The 16778-nt window shown below is 57.1% G+C and carries 16 protein-coding genes; 3 read left to right on the top strand and 13 right to left on the bottom strand.

Annotation, left to right across the window (positions count from 1 at the left end; all coding sequences use genetic code 11):
- From tatB to udp, 7 genes are all read right to left on the bottom strand, one after another.
- Positions 1–543: a Sec-independent protein translocase protein TatB gene (tatB, locus tag NQ230_RS01400; RefSeq protein WP_121423310.1), complete on the bottom strand. Its 543-nt coding sequence runs from the start codon at positions 541–543 to the stop codon at positions 1–3.
- A 3-nt stretch (positions 544–546) separates the two neighbouring features.
- A complete protein-coding gene (gene tatA / locus NQ230_RS01395; RefSeq protein ID WP_121423311.1) occupies positions 547–801 on the bottom strand; it encodes a Sec-independent protein translocase subunit TatA in 255 nt (84 codons plus the stop codon).
- 76 nt (positions 802–877) lie between these two features.
- Positions 878–2518 carry a ubiquinone biosynthesis regulatory protein kinase UbiB gene (ubiB, locus tag NQ230_RS01390; protein ID WP_213823059.1) on the bottom strand — a complete coding sequence of 547 codons (1641 nt, stop codon included), beginning with the start codon at positions 2516–2518 and terminating at the stop codon, positions 878–880.
- Complete coding sequence (gene ubiJ / locus NQ230_RS01385; protein WP_257259649.1) at positions 2515–3120, bottom strand: ubiquinone biosynthesis protein UbiJ; 606 nt, start codon at positions 3118–3120, stop codon at positions 2515–2517. The genes ubiB and ubiJ overlap by 4 nt, the downstream gene beginning before the upstream one ends.
- A 13-nt stretch (positions 3121–3133) precedes the next feature.
- On the bottom strand, positions 3134–3889 hold the full coding sequence (gene ubiE, locus NQ230_RS01380; RefSeq protein WP_023309612.1) for a bifunctional demethylmenaquinone methyltransferase/2-methoxy-6-polyprenyl-1,4-benzoquinol methylase UbiE: 756 nt from the start codon (positions 3887–3889) through the stop codon (positions 3134–3136).
- A gap of 66 nt (positions 3890–3955) precedes the next feature.
- A complete protein-coding gene (gene rmuC / locus NQ230_RS01375; protein WP_257259647.1) occupies positions 3956–5413 on the bottom strand; it encodes a DNA recombination protein RmuC in 1458 nt (485 codons plus the stop codon).
- A gap of 140 nt (positions 5414–5553) precedes the next feature.
- Positions 5554–6315: a uridine phosphorylase gene (gene udp, locus NQ230_RS01370; protein ID WP_003860792.1), complete on the bottom strand. Its 762-nt coding sequence runs from the start codon at positions 6313–6315 to the stop codon at positions 5554–5556.
- 255 nt (positions 6316–6570) lie between these two features.
- On the opposite strand from udp, the gene NQ230_RS01365 reads away from it, so the two are divergent.
- Entirely contained in the window at positions 6571–7377 is an 807-nt protein-coding gene (locus tag NQ230_RS01365) for a dienelactone hydrolase family protein (protein WP_023333795.1), read from the top strand.
- Between the two features lie 48 nt (positions 7378–7425).
- Here the strand turns inward: NQ230_RS01365 and metE are convergent, their stop codons facing one another.
- The gene (gene metE / locus NQ230_RS01360) at positions 7426–9687 is read right to left on the bottom strand and encodes a 5-methyltetrahydropteroyltriglutamate--homocysteine S-methyltransferase (protein WP_257259646.1); all 2262 of its coding nucleotides are present in this window, start codon (positions 9685–9687) and stop codon (positions 7426–7428) included.
- A gap of 115 nt (positions 9688–9802) precedes the next feature.
- Between metE and metR the strand changes: the two genes are divergently transcribed.
- The gene (gene metR, locus NQ230_RS01355) at positions 9803–10756 is read left to right on the top strand and encodes an HTH-type transcriptional regulator MetR (RefSeq protein ID WP_121423317.1); all 954 of its coding nucleotides are present in this window, start codon (positions 9803–9805) and stop codon (positions 10754–10756) included.
- Here metR and NQ230_RS01350 read toward each other — a convergent pair.
- From NQ230_RS01350 to pldB, 3 genes are all read right to left on the bottom strand, one after another.
- A complete protein-coding gene (locus NQ230_RS01350) occupies positions 10644–11543 on the bottom strand; it encodes a carboxylate/amino acid/amine transporter (RefSeq protein WP_047652229.1) in 900 nt (299 codons plus the stop codon). The genes metR and NQ230_RS01350 overlap by 113 nt on opposite strands.
- Positions 11544–11625: 82 nt before the next feature.
- Positions 11626–12426 carry a sugar/pyridoxal phosphate phosphatase YigL gene (gene yigL, locus NQ230_RS01345; RefSeq protein WP_121423318.1) on the bottom strand — a complete coding sequence of 267 codons (801 nt, stop codon included), beginning with the start codon at positions 12424–12426 and terminating at the stop codon, positions 11626–11628.
- Between the two features lie 31 nt (positions 12427–12457).
- Entirely contained in the window at positions 12458–13450 is a 993-nt protein-coding gene (gene pldB, locus NQ230_RS01340) for a lysophospholipase L2 (protein ID WP_121423319.1), read from the bottom strand.
- 109 nt (positions 13451–13559) lie between these two features.
- On the opposite strand from pldB, the gene rhtB reads away from it, so the two are divergent.
- Positions 13560–14180: a homoserine/homoserine lactone efflux protein gene (gene rhtB / locus NQ230_RS01335; protein ID WP_257259638.1), complete on the top strand. Its 621-nt coding sequence runs from the start codon at positions 13560–13562 to the stop codon at positions 14178–14180.
- Here rhtB and rhtC read toward each other — a convergent pair.
- A complete protein-coding gene (gene rhtC / locus NQ230_RS01330) occupies positions 14177–14797 on the bottom strand; it encodes a threonine export protein RhtC (protein WP_010426287.1) in 621 nt (206 codons plus the stop codon). The genes rhtB and rhtC overlap by 4 nt on opposite strands.
- A gap of 61 nt (positions 14798–14858) precedes the next feature.
- Positions 14859–16688 (bottom strand): ATP-dependent DNA helicase RecQ, encoded by a 1830-nt coding sequence (gene recQ / locus NQ230_RS01325; RefSeq protein WP_029741834.1) that lies wholly within the window; start codon positions 16686–16688, stop codon positions 14859–14861.
- Between the last annotated feature and the right edge of the window lie 90 nt (positions 16689–16778).

The raw sequence follows: 16778 nt of genomic DNA, 5'->3' as shown, positions 1-16778 counted from the left end.
TTACGCTTTATCACTCGACGAGGGGGAGGGTTCGGAAACGGACGCAGCGGGCTTCACTTCCGCCGTTTTTGCTACCGGCTCTTCCGGCTGCGCCTGTTTTTTCACTTCGGTTTCCTGCGGCGTCTGCTCTGGCGCGGCAGCCTGATGTTCAGCGCTGGCAGGCGTTATGCCCTCGCGCTGCTCCTCGCTGCCCTTCACCACCGGGTTATGGATGGTATTCGCTTCATCGCTCGCTTTTTCAGGATCGTTAACGCTATAGGAGCGCTTCATCGATTCCGCCGCTTCGCGCAGCTCATCCATGGACGCTTTCAGCTCCGGCGTCAGGTTATCCATGCTCGCCTTCTCAACCTTTTTCAGGCTTTCCTGAAATTCCTGCAGCTTAAGCTCCTGCGCCAGTTCATTCTGAACGGTCGATGCCAGCGATCTCAGCGCACGAACCCAGCCCGCAACGGTTTTCACTGCCACCGGCAGACGCTGCGGCCCCAGCACAATCAGGCCAATCACAAAGACCAGCAGGAGCTCACTAAAACCAATGTCGAACACGACTTACACCTGCTCTTTATCGTGGCGTTTAGCGTCTTCCTTTTTGGCTTCTTCTTGCTTATCGGCGATGGTTTTAGCAGTAAAATCAGCGTCCTGGCTGGTTTTATCCTGCTTGTTCTCATCATCGCTCATCGCTTTCTTGAAGCCTTTGATAGACGCGCCCAGATCGGAACCAATAGAACCGAGCTTTTTGGTGCCAAACAGCAGCACGACGATGACGGCAATAATGACTAATTGCCAGATACTGATTCCACCCATACATGTTCCTCAGGGATAGATGATTAATGAGTCAGGTCGCATTATACGTATGCGACCCGTCGATAGCGACGCACGCTCAGCGCGTTTTTCGCCAGCCTGCTAGCCAGACTACCACTCCGCCAGCCATCAGCCAGGCGGGCATCATCTGCCAGTCCGGACGGTTGATCAGCAGCAGCGTGCCGCTCAGCAGCAGCGTTGCGCCAATCCCAAAGAGATAGCGTGACTGTCCCTGGCGAACACGGCTGGACTGAAGCTCGCGGGCGATTTTATCCATGCTGTGCTGAAGGTTCTTGCTCTGACGCAAACTGTCATAAACCAGTTCAGGAATTTCAGGCATTTTTTCTATCCAGAACGGGCCTTTCTCTTTCAGCGAGCGCACCAGCGCCGGAATGCCAACCTGATCCTTAATCCAGGATTCAAGGAAAGGTTTCGCGGTCTTCCACAAGTCTAACTGAGGATAGAGCTGTCGGCCTACACCCTCAACGTAAAGTAATGTTTTCTGAAGTAAAACTAGCTGTGGCTGAACTTCCATATTAAAGCGGCGAGCCGTATTAAACAGGTTTAACAGTACGTGCCCGAAGGAGATTTCCGCCAGCGGTTTTTCAAAAATCGGTTCACAAACTGTCCGGATCGCGAACTCGAACTCTTCGACGTTGGTATCCGGCGGCACCCAGCCGGAATCAACGTGCAGCTCGGCCACTTTACGGTAGTCGCGGTTGAAGAACGCGATGAAATTTTCTGCCAGATACCGTTTATCTTCTTTGTTCAGCGACCCCACAATCCCGCAGTCGATCCCGATATACTTCGGATCCTCAGGGTGTTCGTAGCTCACGAAGATATTGCCCGGGTGCATGTCCGCATGGAAAAAACTGTCGCGGAATACCTGGGTAAAGAAGACCTGTACGCCACGTTCGGCCAACAGCTTCATGTTCGTTCCCTGTTTCTCCAGGGCCACCACATCCGAAACCGGAATACCGTAGATACGCTCCATCACCATCATGTCCTGGCTGCAGTAGTCAGAATAGACTTCAGGTACATAGAGCATCGGGCTGTTTTCAAAGTTGCGACGCAGCTGAATGGCGTTTGCCGATTCGCGCAGCAGATTAAGCTCATCAATCAGCGTTTTTTCATATTCCCGCACCACTTCCAGTGGACGAAGGCGACGCCCGTCCGGCAGCAAGCGTGGTACCCAGCGCGCCAGACGATAAATCAGCTTCATGTCCGCTTTGATGATGGGCAGGATGTCCGGTCGAATGACCTTAATAACGACTTCTTTGCCGTTTTCTTTCAAACGCGCGGTGTGCACCTGCGCGATTGAGGCCGACGCCAGTGGCTTAATGTCGAAATCGTCGAACCAGGTCTCGACGGGTACATTCCCCATCGCCTCTTCAATCTGCTTTTTCGCGCGCGCGCCGTCAAACGGTGCGACGCGATCCTGCAACATCGCGAGCTCATCGGCAATGAGAGGGGGGAACAGATCGCGGCGGGTCGACAGCATCTGTCCGAATTTAATCCAAACCGGACCGAGCTCCTGCAGCGCCAGGCGCAGACGCTCACCCAGCGGTTGACCTTTATGGCGATTGGGCATCCAGAACAGCATCCGCCGCCAGATACGAAGCGGCAGCGTGATACGCATTTTGGGGATAAGCTCGTCGAGCCCGTAGCTCAAAAAGGTGCGAATAATAAAATAGAGGCGCCGAATTTCACCAGGCGTCATTTGCCCTCCAGTTTTTCCAGCCGTTTGGTTAACGCGTCAACCGCACGTTCAACAGCAGCGGTCTCTTCCGCAAACCATGCAACTTCCAGTGCCCCGGGCGCCATTCGCCACTCCTCAGTCAGCACTTCCGCCGCATAGCGTTGCTGGCGTTGGAGGCTTTTACGCGCAAAGGAGGCGCCACCATGAAGGACTTTCCCGATGCCTTCGGCGGCGATGTCGCCGATAAAAGGCGCAAGCAGCTCTGCCGGATCGAACTCCGCCAGATCGGTGAGCGCAACGAAGTTCTGCACGACCTGAATGTCGCCTTCCACTTCCAGCTCACCGCTGCGGATAAGCGCCGTTAATTGCTGGCGATCGCGCAGTTTTGGCAGCACGCTCATGTGCGTGATGACCGAGCAGTCGGCTTCACCTTCCCACGCCCCCAGAACGTCAAGCTGACGTTCGCTGAATACCAGCACAAGCGGCGTCGAGAACTCTTTTAAAACAATGCGTAATACCTTCCCGTTTAGCCGCTGACGTGCAGCTTTCAGCGCCGGAGCGCGATACAGAAAAGCGTTCAGTACATTCTCGACGCCTGCGGAGACTAAGGGTTTAAAGGGCACGGGACACCTCCACTCAGAATTTGTAACCGCGATGCAGCGCGACGACGCCCGCCGTCAGGTTGAAATATTCAACATTTTCAAATTCTGCATCCTGCATCATGGCTTTTAATGTGTCCTGATCCGGGTGCATACGGATAGATTCCGCCAGATAGCGGTAGCTTTCAGCGTCATTAGCCACCAGCTCGCCAATACGCGGCAGCACGTGGAAGGAATAGGCGTCGTAGGCTTTGCTCAGCGGCTCAATGATCGGTTTAGAGAACTCGAGCACCAGCAGACGTCCACCCGGCTTCAGCACGCGGTACATGGAGCGCAGCGCTTTTTCTTTATCGGTCACGTTACGCAGACCGAAAGAGATCGTGATGCAGTCAAAGGTATTATCCGGGAATGGCAGCGCTTCGGCGTTTGCCTGCACATATTCCACATTCCCCACCACGCCGATGTTACGCAGCTTTTCGCGTCCCATTTTCAGCATGGAGTCATTAATATCGGCAAGAACAACGCGACCGGTTTCGCCCACCAGACGGGAGAACTTCGCGGTTAAATCGCCCGTGCCGCCGGCTAAGTCCAGCACCGTTTGTCCACGACGCACGCCGCTACAGTCAATGGTGAAGCGCTTCCACAAGCGATGAATGCCGAACGACATCAGGTCATTCATCACATCGTACTTCGCCGCCACGGAATGAAATACGTGGGCCACCATGTCAGCTTTCTGCGCTTTGGCGACGGTCTGAAAGCCAAAGTGCGTTGTGTCTTGTGAATCGTCAGCCATCTTAGAGCCTGCTTATCAGTAAAATGTTCGTGAAGTGTAACAGATTGGGCGCGTTTGCCCTACGTTTCAACCACCGCGAAAGAAACGCGCTGGCGTCTCGTCTGGTGATAAATTCACCGCTAACGTGTTGTCTTCACTGTTTGTCTTTTGTTCGTCCGCACCTTCTCGCAGGCGAAACTCGTCGTCCTGGGCGGTGGCCTGTTCGACCAATTCCGGATTAATCTCGCGTTTAACCTCAACCCCCAGGCTGCGGAAGGATTCGGCCTGTGCCAGCAAATTGCCGCGTCCCGAGGCGAGTTTTTTCATCGCCTGACGGTAGTTATCCTGCGCACGATCCAGGCTCTGCCCGACTGAGGACATGTCGTCCACGAAGAGGCGCATTTTGTCGTAAAGCTTGCTGGCGCGCTCGGCAATCTGCTGCGCGTTGCGGCTCTGGTGCTCATAGCGCCACAGGTTCGCAATGGTGCGTAACGCCACCAGCAACGTGGTGGGGCTGACCAGCATAATGTTATTTTTGAGCGCTTCGGTGATAAGCTCAGGCTGTCTGTCGAGTGCCAGCAGAAACGCGGGTTCTACCGGGATAAACATCAGGACATAGTCCAGCGAGCGGAGACCCGGCAGCTGCTGGTAGTCCTTTCTGCCGAGCAGGCGAATGTGGTTACGCACGGAGGCAATGTGCTCCTGCAGCGCCGATTCGCGGGTGTAGTCATCTTCGGCGTTGAAGTAGCGCTCATAGGCCACCAGCGTCATTTTGGCGTCAATCACCACATCTTTACCCTGCGGCAGCCGCACAATCACATCCGGCTGCATACGAGAGCGGGCGTCGTTTTCGATACTTACCTGCGTTTCGTATTCATATCCTTCCCGCAGTCCAGAGGCTTCCAGTACGCGGGTCAGCACCACTTCTCCCCAGTTGCCCTGGGTTTTGTTATCCCCTTTCAGCGCGCGGGTCAGGTTGACCGCTTCCTGCGCCATCTGGGCATTCAGCTGCTGGAGATTGCGAATCTCATGCGCCAGCGTGTGACGCTCGCGCGCCTCCTGCCCAAAGCTGTCCTGCACCTGACGACGAAAACCGTCAAGCTGTTCGCGCAGGGGCGTCAGCAGGCTGTTCAGGCTCTGGCGGTTCTGTTCGTCAACGCGGCGGTTACTGTGCTCAAAAATACGGTTGGCTAGGTTCTCAAACTGTTCGCTGAGGCGCTGCTCGCTGTTGATCATCTGGCGGATTTTGTCTTCCGCATGCAGCTGGGTGGATTCAAGGCGGGTGGTCACTTCGCGGAGATCGGCCTCCAGCGAGGTATTGATATCTCGCAGGTTGCGCAGCTCGTTGTTGAGCAGCTCGCACTCCTCTCGCCAGTGGTCACTCAGCGCAAGCTGCTGCTTTGCCGCACTTAATTCAGCGACTATCTCTTCGCGCTCTGCCAGCTGGTCGGCCTTCTGCTGTGCATGCTGATAGCTGGAAATGAGCCAGCCTATCGCCACGCCCGCCAGCGCAATCACCGCATAAATCAGGATTGAGATATCCACAATGCCCCCTGCATCAACGTATTACCCGCACAAAATAGGATTGTGCTGTACAAACGTCCAGTTTGAAAGGGTTTTCCTGCGAGGCGCTACGCAAAAAATAAAGGCCGAACGTGTCGGCCTTTGATTTCGAAAGGAGAGGACTAGATCAGGCGACGCGCGGCTTCAACCACGATTTTCACTGCATGACTTTCGGTCTGCTTCATGGTTTCGGCGTTAGGGATCTCCTGCTGGGTACGGTTGACGATAACGCCCGCCACCATACCGGCACGCAGACCCTGGCTTGCGCACATGGTCAGCAGCGTAGCGGATTCCATTTCGTAGTTCATCACGCCCATGGACTGCCACTCTTCCATTGAGCCTTTGAAACGGCTTACCACGCGACCTGAGAAGGTGTCGTAACGCTCCTGGCCCGGGTAGAAGGTGTCGGAAGAGGCGGTTACGCCCACGTGGGTAGTTGCGCCTACGGACTTCGCGGCTTCAACCAGCGCGGTGGTGCATTCGAAATCAGCCACTGCCGGGAATTCCATCGGTGCAAAGTGCAGGCTTGCACCGTCCAGACGGACGGACGCGGTCGTGACCAGCACATCGCCGACGTTGATGTGCGGCTGGATAGCGCCGGTGGTACCGATACGCAGGAAAGTACGAATGCCCAGCTGCGCCAGCTCTTCAACAGCAATAGAGGTAGACGGACCACCGATACCGGTAGAGCACACGATCACCGCTTTGCCATCCAGCTCTGCGCGCCAGGTGGTGAACTCACGATGGGCAGCCAGCTTGACCGGCTTATCCATCAGCGCGGCGATCTTTTCCACACGCTCAGGATCGCCGGGGACGATAGCGAGCGTAGCCCCTTGTAAATCGTTTTTAGTGAGGCCGAGATGAAAAACATCAGACTTAGACATAGGTGACTCCTCTGTGGGTCGGTTAGTCAGAAGAAGTAAAACGGTACTTTACAGAAGCAGTAAGCATATTTTCGTGACGCACCTCACCATGAATGAAAATGATTACATTGAATTTCCATAAAAAGGTGATTTACATCACATTAACAAGTTATATCGCCAGGTGCTGCACAAAAGATAGACCGTTTAAGGCACTGTGAGTTGTTAACCTGGTGTCTATATTTACCTTTGCGCTAACTCATTGGTACGGAGAATGCCATGACTGAAAAAACCGGTTTTGCACCTGCTGCGGCCCCACATGCTTCAACCATCGTGTCGACGCCAGAAGCGGCAATTACCGCGGGTGAGACCTCCATTCCCTCGCAGGGGGAGAATATGCCTGCTTATCACGCACGGCCAAAATCGGCAGACGGCCCGCTGCCCATCGTGATTGTGATTCAGGAGATATTTGGTGTTCACGAACACATTCGCGACCTCTGCCGCCGGCTGGCGCTGGAAGGGTATCTGGCCGTTGCCCCAGAGCTCTACTTCCGTCAGGGCGATCCGAACGACTACAGCGATATTCCAACATTGCTCAGCAACCTGGTCAGCAAAGTCCCGGACGCGCAGGTGCTGGCCGATCTCGACCACGTCGCCAGCTGGGCGGCACGCAACGGCGGCGATCCGCATCGTCTGCTGGTCACCGGTTTCTGCTGGGGCGGGCGCATTAGCTGGCTGTATGCCGCGCATAACCCGCAGCTCAAAGCCGCTGTCGCCTGGTACGGCAAACTGGTGGGTGAAAAAACGCTGAATTCACCGAAACATCCCGTCGATATCGCCACCGAGTTAAATGCCCCCGTGTTAGGGCTTTACGGCGGACAGGACACCGGTATTTCGCTTGATTCGGTAGAGACCATGCGCCATGCGCTCCGTGCGGCAAATGCGAAGGCGGAGATTGTGGTCTACCCGGATGCCGGGCATGCTTTTAACGCCGATTATCGTCCGAGCTATCACGCTGAATCAGCCAAAGATGGCTGGCAGCGGATGCTGGCGTGGTTTAGCCAGTACGGCGGGAAGAAAGCATAAAGCAAAAAGCCCGGTGGCGGCTACGCCTTACCGGGCAATCTAACACCACTACGCCTGACGCAAATTCTGCGCCGCCTTCACCATGTTGGCGAGCGCAGCACGCGTCTCCGGCCAGCCGCGGGTTTTCAGTCCGCAGTCCGGGTTCACCCACAGGCGCTCTGCCGGAATGCGCTGGGCCGCTTTTTTCAGCAGGGCTTCTATCCACTCCACGCTCGGCACGTTCGGGGAGTGAATGTCGTACACGCCCGGCCCGATTTCATTCGGGTAGTCGAACTCTTCAAACGACTCCAGCAGTTCCATGTCCGAACGCGAGGTCTCGATGGTGATCACGTCGGCGTCCAGCGCGGCAATCGAATCCATGATGTCGTTAAATTCGCAGTAGCACATGTGGGTGTGGATCTGCGTGTCGTCCTTCGCCACCGCGGCGTTAATGCGGAACGCTTCCACGCCCCACTGCAGGTAGGCATCCCAGTCGCTGCGGCGCAGCGGCAGACCTTCACGCAGCGCAGGCTCGTCAATCTGAATGATGCCAATACCTGCCGCTTCCAGATCCGCCACTTCATCACGCAGCGCCAGGGCTATCTGTTTGGCGATGGTTTCACGGGTCACGTCTTCACGCGGGAACGACCAGCAGAGAATGGTCACCGGACCGGTGAGCATCCCTTTTACCGGCTTGTCGGTCAGGGACTGGGCATACTTCGCCCACTCCACGGTGATCGCTTCCGGGCGGCTGACGTCACCAATGACCACCGGCGGCTTCACGCAGCGGGAGCCATAGCTCTGCACCCAGCCGTTCTGGGTAAAGACAAAGCCGTCCAGATGCTCACCAAAGTATTCCACCATGTCGTTACGCTCGGCCTCGCCGTGCACCAGCACGTCCAGCCCCAGGCGTTCCTGCTCGATAATCGCCTGCTTGATGTGTTCCGCGATGCCGGTGCGGTAGTGATTCGCATCCAGATTGCCCTTTTTGAAGTCCAGACGCAGGCCGCGGATCTCCGTCGTTTGCGGGAAAGAGCCTATCGTCGTGGTCGGCCAGGCGGGCAGGTTGAAACGGGCGCGCTGCGCTTCAGCGCGCACCTCGTACGGGCTCTGGCGCTGGCTGTCCTGGACGGTGATGGCCGCCAGACGTTTTTCCACCGCCGGGTTGTGCACGCGCGCAGAGTGGCGACGCGCCTGGATCGGGGCGCTCCATTCGGTAATCGCCGCCGTGTCGCCGCTGTTCAGCGCGTCGCGCAGCAGCGTCAGCTCTTCGCATTTTTGCAGGGCGAAGGCAAACCAGCTTTTCACCTCGGCATCCAGGCGGGTCTCCACGCTCAGATCGATCGGGCTGTGCAACAGGGAACAGGAAGAGGCCACCCACAGCTCACGTTTGCCGACGATGTCTTTGATTTGCGCATATTTTTCGGTCAGATCGGCACGCCAGACGTTGCGACCGTTAACCAGCCCGGCGGAAAGCAGCCAGTCCGCTGGCAGGCGCTTGTGCAGCTCCGCCACATCATCTTTACCGTGTACGAGGTCAACGTGCAGGCCCTGCACCGGCAGCGCGTTAATGGTCTTCAGGTTTGGCGTCACGCCTTCGAAATAGGTGGTGAGCAGCAGCTTCACCTGCCCGGTGAGCGCGTCATACGCCGGTTTGAAGGCATCGAGCCAAACCTGGGGCAGCTCGAGCACCAGCGCCGGTTCGTCGATTTGCACCCACTGAATGCCACGCTTGCCCAGCTCAATCAACACCTGTTTGTAGACCGGCAGGATATCCTTCAGCAGGCTGAGTCGGTCAAACGGCTCACCTTTCACTTTGCCCAGCCACAGGTAGGTTACCGGCCCGAGCAGCACCGGTTTCACCTGGTGGCCCAGCGCCAGCGCTTCGTCCACCTCGTCCAGAAGCTGCGTCCAGGTCAGCCTGAACTGCTGACCTTTCACGAACTCCGGCACCATATAGTGATAGTTGGTGTTGAACCACTTGGTCATTTCCGCCGCTGCCGCTGGCTCACCCGTTGGCGCGCGGCCGCGGCCGATGCGGAACAGAGTATCGATATCTACCGATCCATCTTTGTTCTGATGACGAGCCGGCACGTTGCCAAGCAGCAGGCTGGTCGTCAGAACATGGTCGTACCAGGCGAAATCGCCCACCGGCAGCAGGTCAATACCCGCCTGTTTTTGCTGCTCCCAGTGGCGGGCGCGCAGCTCGCGCCCCACCGCCAGCAGTTCTTCACGGGTGGCGTTCCCCGCCCAGTAGCTTTCTTGCGCTTTTTTCAGCTCGCGACGCAGGCCAACGCGAGGGAAACCGAGAGTGTGATTGCGGATTGTCATGGTGTGCCCCTTGTGAAATTCGTTATTTAGACGTCCAGATGTTTACACATCTATAATTGGCAGGTACTGTATATTCCTCAAGCGCAATATGTTCATGGCGAAGTGAAGGACTTTCATGATCGAGATAAAACACCTGAAAACGCTACAAGCGTTGCGGAACTGCGGCTCGCTCGCGGCGGCTGCGGCCACGCTGCACCAGACCCAGTCCGCCCTTTCTCACCAGTTCAGCGATCTGGAACAACGCCTCGGCTTCCGTCTTTTTGTGCGTAAGAGCCAGCCCCTGCGCTTTACGCCTCAGGGTGAAATTCTTCTTCAACTGGCGAATCAGGTACTGCCGCAAATCGCCAGCGCGCTGCAGGCGTGTAACGAACCGCAGCAGACCAAGCTGCGTATCGCCATTGAGTGCCACAGCTGTATTCAGTGGCTGACCCCCGCGCTTGAGAACTTCCGCCAGAAGTGGCCGCAGGTGGAGATGGACTTCAAATCCGGCGTGACCTTTGACCCTCAGCCGTCGCTGCAGCAGGGCGAGCTGGACCTGGTGATGACCTCTGACATCCTGCCGCGCAGCGGCCTGCACTATTCGCCGATGTTTGATTATGAAGTGCGCCTGGTGCTGGCCCCGGACCATCCGCTGGCGACCAAAACGCGCATCACGCCGGAAGACCTGGCGACGGAAACGCTGCTGATTTATCCGGTCCAGCGCAGTCGTCTGGATATCTGGCGCCACTTCCTGCAGCCCGCAGGCGTTAGCCCACAGCTGAAAAGCGTGGATAACACGCTGCTGCTGATTCAGATGGTGGCGGCCAGAATGGGTATCGCGGCGCTGCCGCACTGGGTGGTGGAGAGTTTTGAACGTCAGGGTCTGGTGCAGACCAAAACCCTGGGTGAAGGGCTGTGGAGCCGACTGTACGCCGCCGTGCGCGATGGCGAGCAGCGTCAGCCGATTACGGAGGCGTTTATTCGCTCAGCGCGGAACCACGCGTGCGACCATCTTCCGTTTGTGCGGAGCGCGGAGCGACCCATCGGCGATGGACCCACAGCGAAGCCAGGATCACCGCTCCCCCAATAATGAAGCTCGGCCAGTGCGGCTGTTGCTGCCAGATGGCGAGGTTGACCAGAAGCCCTGCCGGGACGTGCACGTTGTTCATGATCCCCAGCGTACCGGCGTCTACCTGCGTAGCGCCGTAGTTCCACATGAAGTACCCCAGCCCTGACGCCACCACGCCCAGCCAGACCAGAACGCCCCACTGTACGGTGGTGGTCGGCAGTTTTTGCGGGTTACCGAGCATAAACCACGCTGCCACCGCGACAATTGCGGCGCCCATATAAAACCAGGCGAACGCGTTATGCTGCGGCATCGGACGGGTTTCCATCAGGCGCTTATAGCCCACCATGCCGATGGCAAAACTGATGTTGGCGAGCTGGACGAACATCAGCCCGGTCCAGAAGTGATCGCTCACTTTGTCATAGCGAATAATCGCCGCGCCGATCACCGCCAGTGCCGCGCTAAGCAGGTATCCCCAGCGCAGGCGGCGTCTGCTGAGCAGGTCGTAAATCAGCGTGATATAGAGCGGCGTCAGCACGGTAAAGAGCAGGAACTCGGAGACAGACAGGTAGACGTAGGCCCGGAAGCTAAACAGATACATGATGCCAAGCTGCATCGCCCCCACCAGCATGTACAGCACAATCGTTTTCAGCGATTGCCCGCGCGTGCGCAGAAACGGCAGGAACACCAGCGCCGCCAGCCCCACGCGCATCAGCACCGAGAAGTAGCTGTCGACCGAACCGGCAAGGTATTCGCCAATCAGGCTAAAGGAGAAGGCCCACAGGATAGTGGTGATAATGAGTAGCGCCACAATGCTTGTCTCTCAAAAAGAAGGAGAGGCATTGTAGCGAACTCTTTAGTTGACATCTGAGCAATAAACAACCAAATGAAGATTATTCAAGGAACAGTTTGCGCAGATACTTCGGCACCGCGTTGTCTGCGTTGGTGCCGATCACTTCCAGCTCCGGGTGCAGATCTTTCAGACGCTGGTGCGCATTTTCCATAATGCAGCCCTTGCCTGCCATCGAAAGCATTTCGGCATCGTTCATGCCGTCACCAAAGGCGATACAGTCCTTCAGCTCGAAGCCCAGACGTTTCGCGACGGCTTCCAGCGCGTGACCTTTGGAGACGCCCCCCGCCATCACTTCCAGGCAGGTCAGGGTTGAGAAGCTCACGTTGACGCGATCGCCCCAGCGGGCGTTGATCGCCTGCTCCAGCGGCAGCAATTCCTCATGGTTTACACAGGTGAAGAACACCTTACTGATCCCTTCCGGCTCCAGTAGACCCGGCTCGTACAGTGAGTACTGGAATACGGCTTCTTTGAAGAAACGCATCTCTTCCGGGCGGTGACGGTTCATAAACCAGTCGTCGTCGCGATAAACGTTGGTAACGATATCCGGATTATTGTGCACCACGCCGAACAGATCGGCGGCAATATCGCGATCCAGGTTGTGGGTAAAGATCAGGTTGCCGTCGGTATCGTGCACGCGGGCACCGTTGGAGGTGATCATGTACGATTTGATTTCCAGATTATCGCGGATCTGCCCCACGTCCACGTGGTGGCGACCGGTGGCAAACACGAAGTTCACGCCACGGGCGGTCAGGAGTTTTAAGGTCTCTTTCGCGTAAGGCGAGAGGGTGTGGTCGGGGGAAAGCAGCGTGCCATCTAAATCAGATGCAACAACCTGGTACATAGGGATTTCAACCTCTGGTGGAAAACAAAAATCAATTATGCCTGTTGAAAAATTCAACAATGGCGTTGAGCGCGACTGAGCGCATAGCGTCCTTTTCAAAAAGGATCTCATGGTACGCGCCGTTAATGACCAGCGGTTTTCCCCCTTCACAAGGGTGACCGGCGGCAGCGCGCAGTTCGCAATAACGATCATGCATGCGGTTATCCACCACACGCTCTTCTTCAGCCTGAATCAGGAGCGTTGGCGTGTCGTCATTGCCGACGCCAGCCAGCACCTGCTCACCGGCAAGAATACCTTCCCGTACCCAGTGATAGGTCGGGCCGCCCACGCGCAGGCGCGGTTCATCGGCATAAAAACGCAGGTTACGACGATAGCGCTGTCGGCTGTGGGTCAGCACGTTCATCGCAAACGGCAGTGCACGCCAGCGCCCCGTCCCGATGGCATAGCCTTCTCGAATGCGCTGATGGCCCTCAGCCCAGTCAAGAATATGACGCACCATCCAGTCAGGAAAACGCATGACGATGCCATACATCGGCGCGGTGAGCGCAATGGCGTCGCACTGGTGCGCGTGGCGCTGTAAAAACAGCGTTGAAATCGCGCCGCCCATTGAGTGCGCCAGAATATAGCGCTTCCGCCAGGGGCCAGGCTCGACCTCCTGCTGCCAGAACGCGGCGAGATCGTCGACGTAATCGCTGAAGTTATCCACGTGGCCGCGATGCGTATCCGATAGCAGGCGACCAGAAAGCCCCTGCCCGCGGTGATCGATAATCAACACATCGAAGCCCAGATGGAACAGGTCATAGGCCAGTTCGGCGTATTTGATATAGCTCTCAATACGCCCGGGGCAGACCACAATGACCCGGTCATTTTTCTTATCGTGAAAACGCACAAAGCGTACCGGAATTTCACCGACGCCCGTAAACTCATCTTCCTCACGCTGGCGCCAGAAATCGGTCAGCGGCCCCATGGAGAAAGCAGCAAATGCGTTTTCTCGTGTTTCCCAGTCCTTTTTCTGCTGAAACATCGGGTTTCTACTCACCTAAGCCAAGGAATATCGTTTTTTCGTAACCGGTCACAAAATGACTCAACAATAGCGTATTGTGGCATAAAAACAGACGATTCGGGAGTTTCAAATGACCTTCGAGTGGTGGTTAGCTTACCTGCTGACATCCATCATCCTTAGTCTTTCACCGGGCTCGGGCGCCATTAACACCATGACCACCTCCATCAACCATGGCTATCGCGGTGCGGCGGCGTCGATTGCCGGTTTGCAGACCGGGCTGGGCATTCATATTGTGCTGGTCGGGATTGGTCTGGGGACCCTGTTCTCCCGCTCCGTGCTGGCCTTTGAGGTGCTGAAATGGGCCGGGGCAGCGTATCTGATTTGGCTCGGTATCCAGCAGTGGCGCGCGGCAGGCTCCATCAACCTGAATACGCTCGCTCAGACGCAAAACCGCGGCCATCTGTTTAAGCGCGCGGTGTTCGTCAACCTGACCAACCCGAAGAGCATCGTTTTCCTCGCCGCGCTGTTCCCGCAGTTTATCGTGCCGCACCAGCCCCAGGTGATGCAGTACGTGGTGCTGGGTGCGACCACCATTATCGTCGATATCATCGTGATGATTGGTTACGCGACGCTGGCGCAGCGAATTGCGGCGTGGATTAAAGGGCTTAAGCAGATGAAGGCCCTGAATAAAGTCTTTGGCTCGCTGTTTATGCTGGTTGGCGCGCTGCTTGCGTCAGCGCGTCACGCTTAGCGAGAAATGATGAGATGAATGCCGAAGCCGGCGAACAGCGCGCCGGCGAAGCCGTCAATCCACTTCGCGATACGCTGGTAGCCACGGCGCATCGCCGGCAAGGCAAACAGGCTGGCCACGATGGTAAACCAGGCAAAGGTTTCCACAACGATCAGCAGGAAGATGCCCCAGCGCGCGCCTGCACCGACGCTATCGCCGACAAACAGCGAGAACACGGAGCCGAAATAGATAATCGCTTTTGGGTTCGCCAGATTGGTCAGCAGCCCTTTTACAAAGCTGCGGCCGCCCGTTGCCAGCTCCACCTTTGGCTCTTCCGGCTTTTTCTCTTCTTTCTTCAGCGCCCCGCGCAGCATCTGGTAGCCCATCCAGCACAGGTACAGCCCGCCGCCGACCATGATGATGTTATGCAGCCAGGCCATCTTCGCCAGGATAAGGTTCAGACCGAGCAGCGCAACGGCCGCCCAGACCATAACGCCCATGGTGATACCGAGCACGCCCATCATCGCCTCTTTGCGGGAGCGGCTAACGGCCGTTTGTGATACGAAGAAAAAGTCTGGGCCGGGGCTCATCAGCGCAACGATGTGCACTAACGCCACGGTGAGAAATAGCATCAACATAATTAACTCGCGGGGAAATAATTCAGTGAGTCATCATCCTGGCACTTTTTCGCCCGGCTGACTACTCCTCATCATCACCATCGGCGTGAGAGCGGATGAGCGCCATAAACTCTTTACCGAAGCGCTCCAGCTTGCGCGTCCCCACGCCGTTGACGCTGAGCATCTCGCTGGCGCTGAGCGGCATCTGCTCGGCCATCTCAATCAGCGTCGCGTCGTTGAACACCACGTAAGGCGGAATGTTTTCTTCGTCGGCGATGGCTTTACGCAGCTTGCGCAGTTTGGCGAACAGCTTGCGGTCGTAGTTGCCGCCGTAGGATTTCTGCATCACGCGCGGCTTCAGGGCGATGACGCGCGGCACGGCGAGCTTGAGCTCAACGTCACCACGCAGTACCGGACGCGCCGCTTCGGTCAGCTGCAGGGCGGAGTGCTGGGCAATGTTCTGCGTGGCGAAGCCGAGGTGGATCAGCTGGCGAATGATGCTCACCCAGTGCTCGTGGCTCTGCTCCTTGCCAATACCGTAGACCGGCAGCTTGTCATGCCCCATATCGCGGATACGCTGGTTATTCGCGCCGCGCAGCACTTCCACCACGTAGCCCATCCCGAAGCGCTGGTTCACACGGTAAATGGTCGAGAGCGCCTTACGCGCGTCCATCAGGCCATCGTACTGTTTCGGCGGATCCAGGCAGATATCGCAGTTGCCGCACGGCTCCTGGCGCCCTTCCCCAAAGTAGTTGAGCAGCACCAGACGGCGGCAGGTTTGCGCTTCGGCAAACGCACCCATCGCGTTGAGCTTGTGGCGCTCAATATCCTGCAGCTGTCCCTGCGGTTTCTCTTCCAGACAGCGGCGCAGCCACGCCATATCGGCCGGATCGTAAAACAGCATCGCTTCCGCAGGCAGCCCGTCACGCCCGGCGCGGCCGGTTTCCTGGTAGTAGGATTCGATATTGCGCGGAATGTCGAAGTGCACCACAAAGCGCACGTTGGGCTTGTTAATGCCCATTCCGAACGCCACCGTCGCGACGACGATTTGCAGGTCGTCGCGCTGGAATTTTTCCTGCACGTCGGCACGGATGTGGTTCTCTAACCCGGCATGATACGCGGCGGCGCTAAAGCCGCGGTTTTGCAGACGCGCGGCGGTGTCTTCCACCTTCGCACGGCTGTTGCAGTAAATGATACCGGACTTGCCGCGCTGCTCCTGGACGTAGCGCAGGAGCTGATCCAGCGGCTTGAATTTTTCCATCAGCATATAGCGGATGTTAGGGCGGTCGAAGCTGCTGACCTGAATATAGGGGTCGTTCAGCCCGAGCAGACGAACGATATCCAGCCGCGTGGTGTCATCCGCCGTGGCGGTAAGCGCCATAAACGGCAGCTCGGGGAAGCGCTGACGCAGCTGGCCGAGGGCAGCGTATTCCGGGCGGAAGTCGTGTCCCCACTGGGAAATACAGTGCGCTTCATCTACCGCCAGCAGCACCGGGTTCCAGTGCGCAAGATGGTCGAGGAAGTTATCCAGCATCAGGCGTTCCGGGGCGATATACAGCAGGCGGATCTGCCCGGTGCGGCACCCGGCCATCACCTCTTGCTGCTGCTCACGGGTTTGCGTGGAGTTAAGACAGGCTGCCGCCACGCCGTTGGCGAGCAGTTGGTCAACCTGGTCTTTCATCAGAGAAATGAGAGGGGATACCACGACCGTCAGGCCGTTAAGCACCAGCGCGGGCACCTGATAACAGAGGGACTTACCGCCGCCAGTCGGCATCACCACCAGGCAATCACGACCTTCCAGCACCGTTTCAATGATGGTTTCCTGGCCGGGGCGGAACTGCTGGTAGCCAAAGGTTTCATGCAAAACCTGTTTAGCCAGCGACTCCTGATTCAATACTTCCGCCTGCGCCACGTTAACCCCATATGCCTGAAATGAAACAGGCGCTATTTTCAGCGCCTGAGAGAGAAACTTCAACGTTTAACGCAAAAACATTCGAGCAGC

Origin of the sequence: Enterobacter asburiae (genome assembly GCF_024599655.1) — a bacterium.
In the GTDB taxonomy this organism is placed as follows: Bacteria; Pseudomonadota; Gammaproteobacteria; order Enterobacterales; family Enterobacteriaceae; genus Enterobacter; species Enterobacter asburiae_D.
The sequence above is the reverse complement of the archived record's forward strand: the minus strand, read 5'-3'. Positions and strand labels throughout refer to the sequence as shown.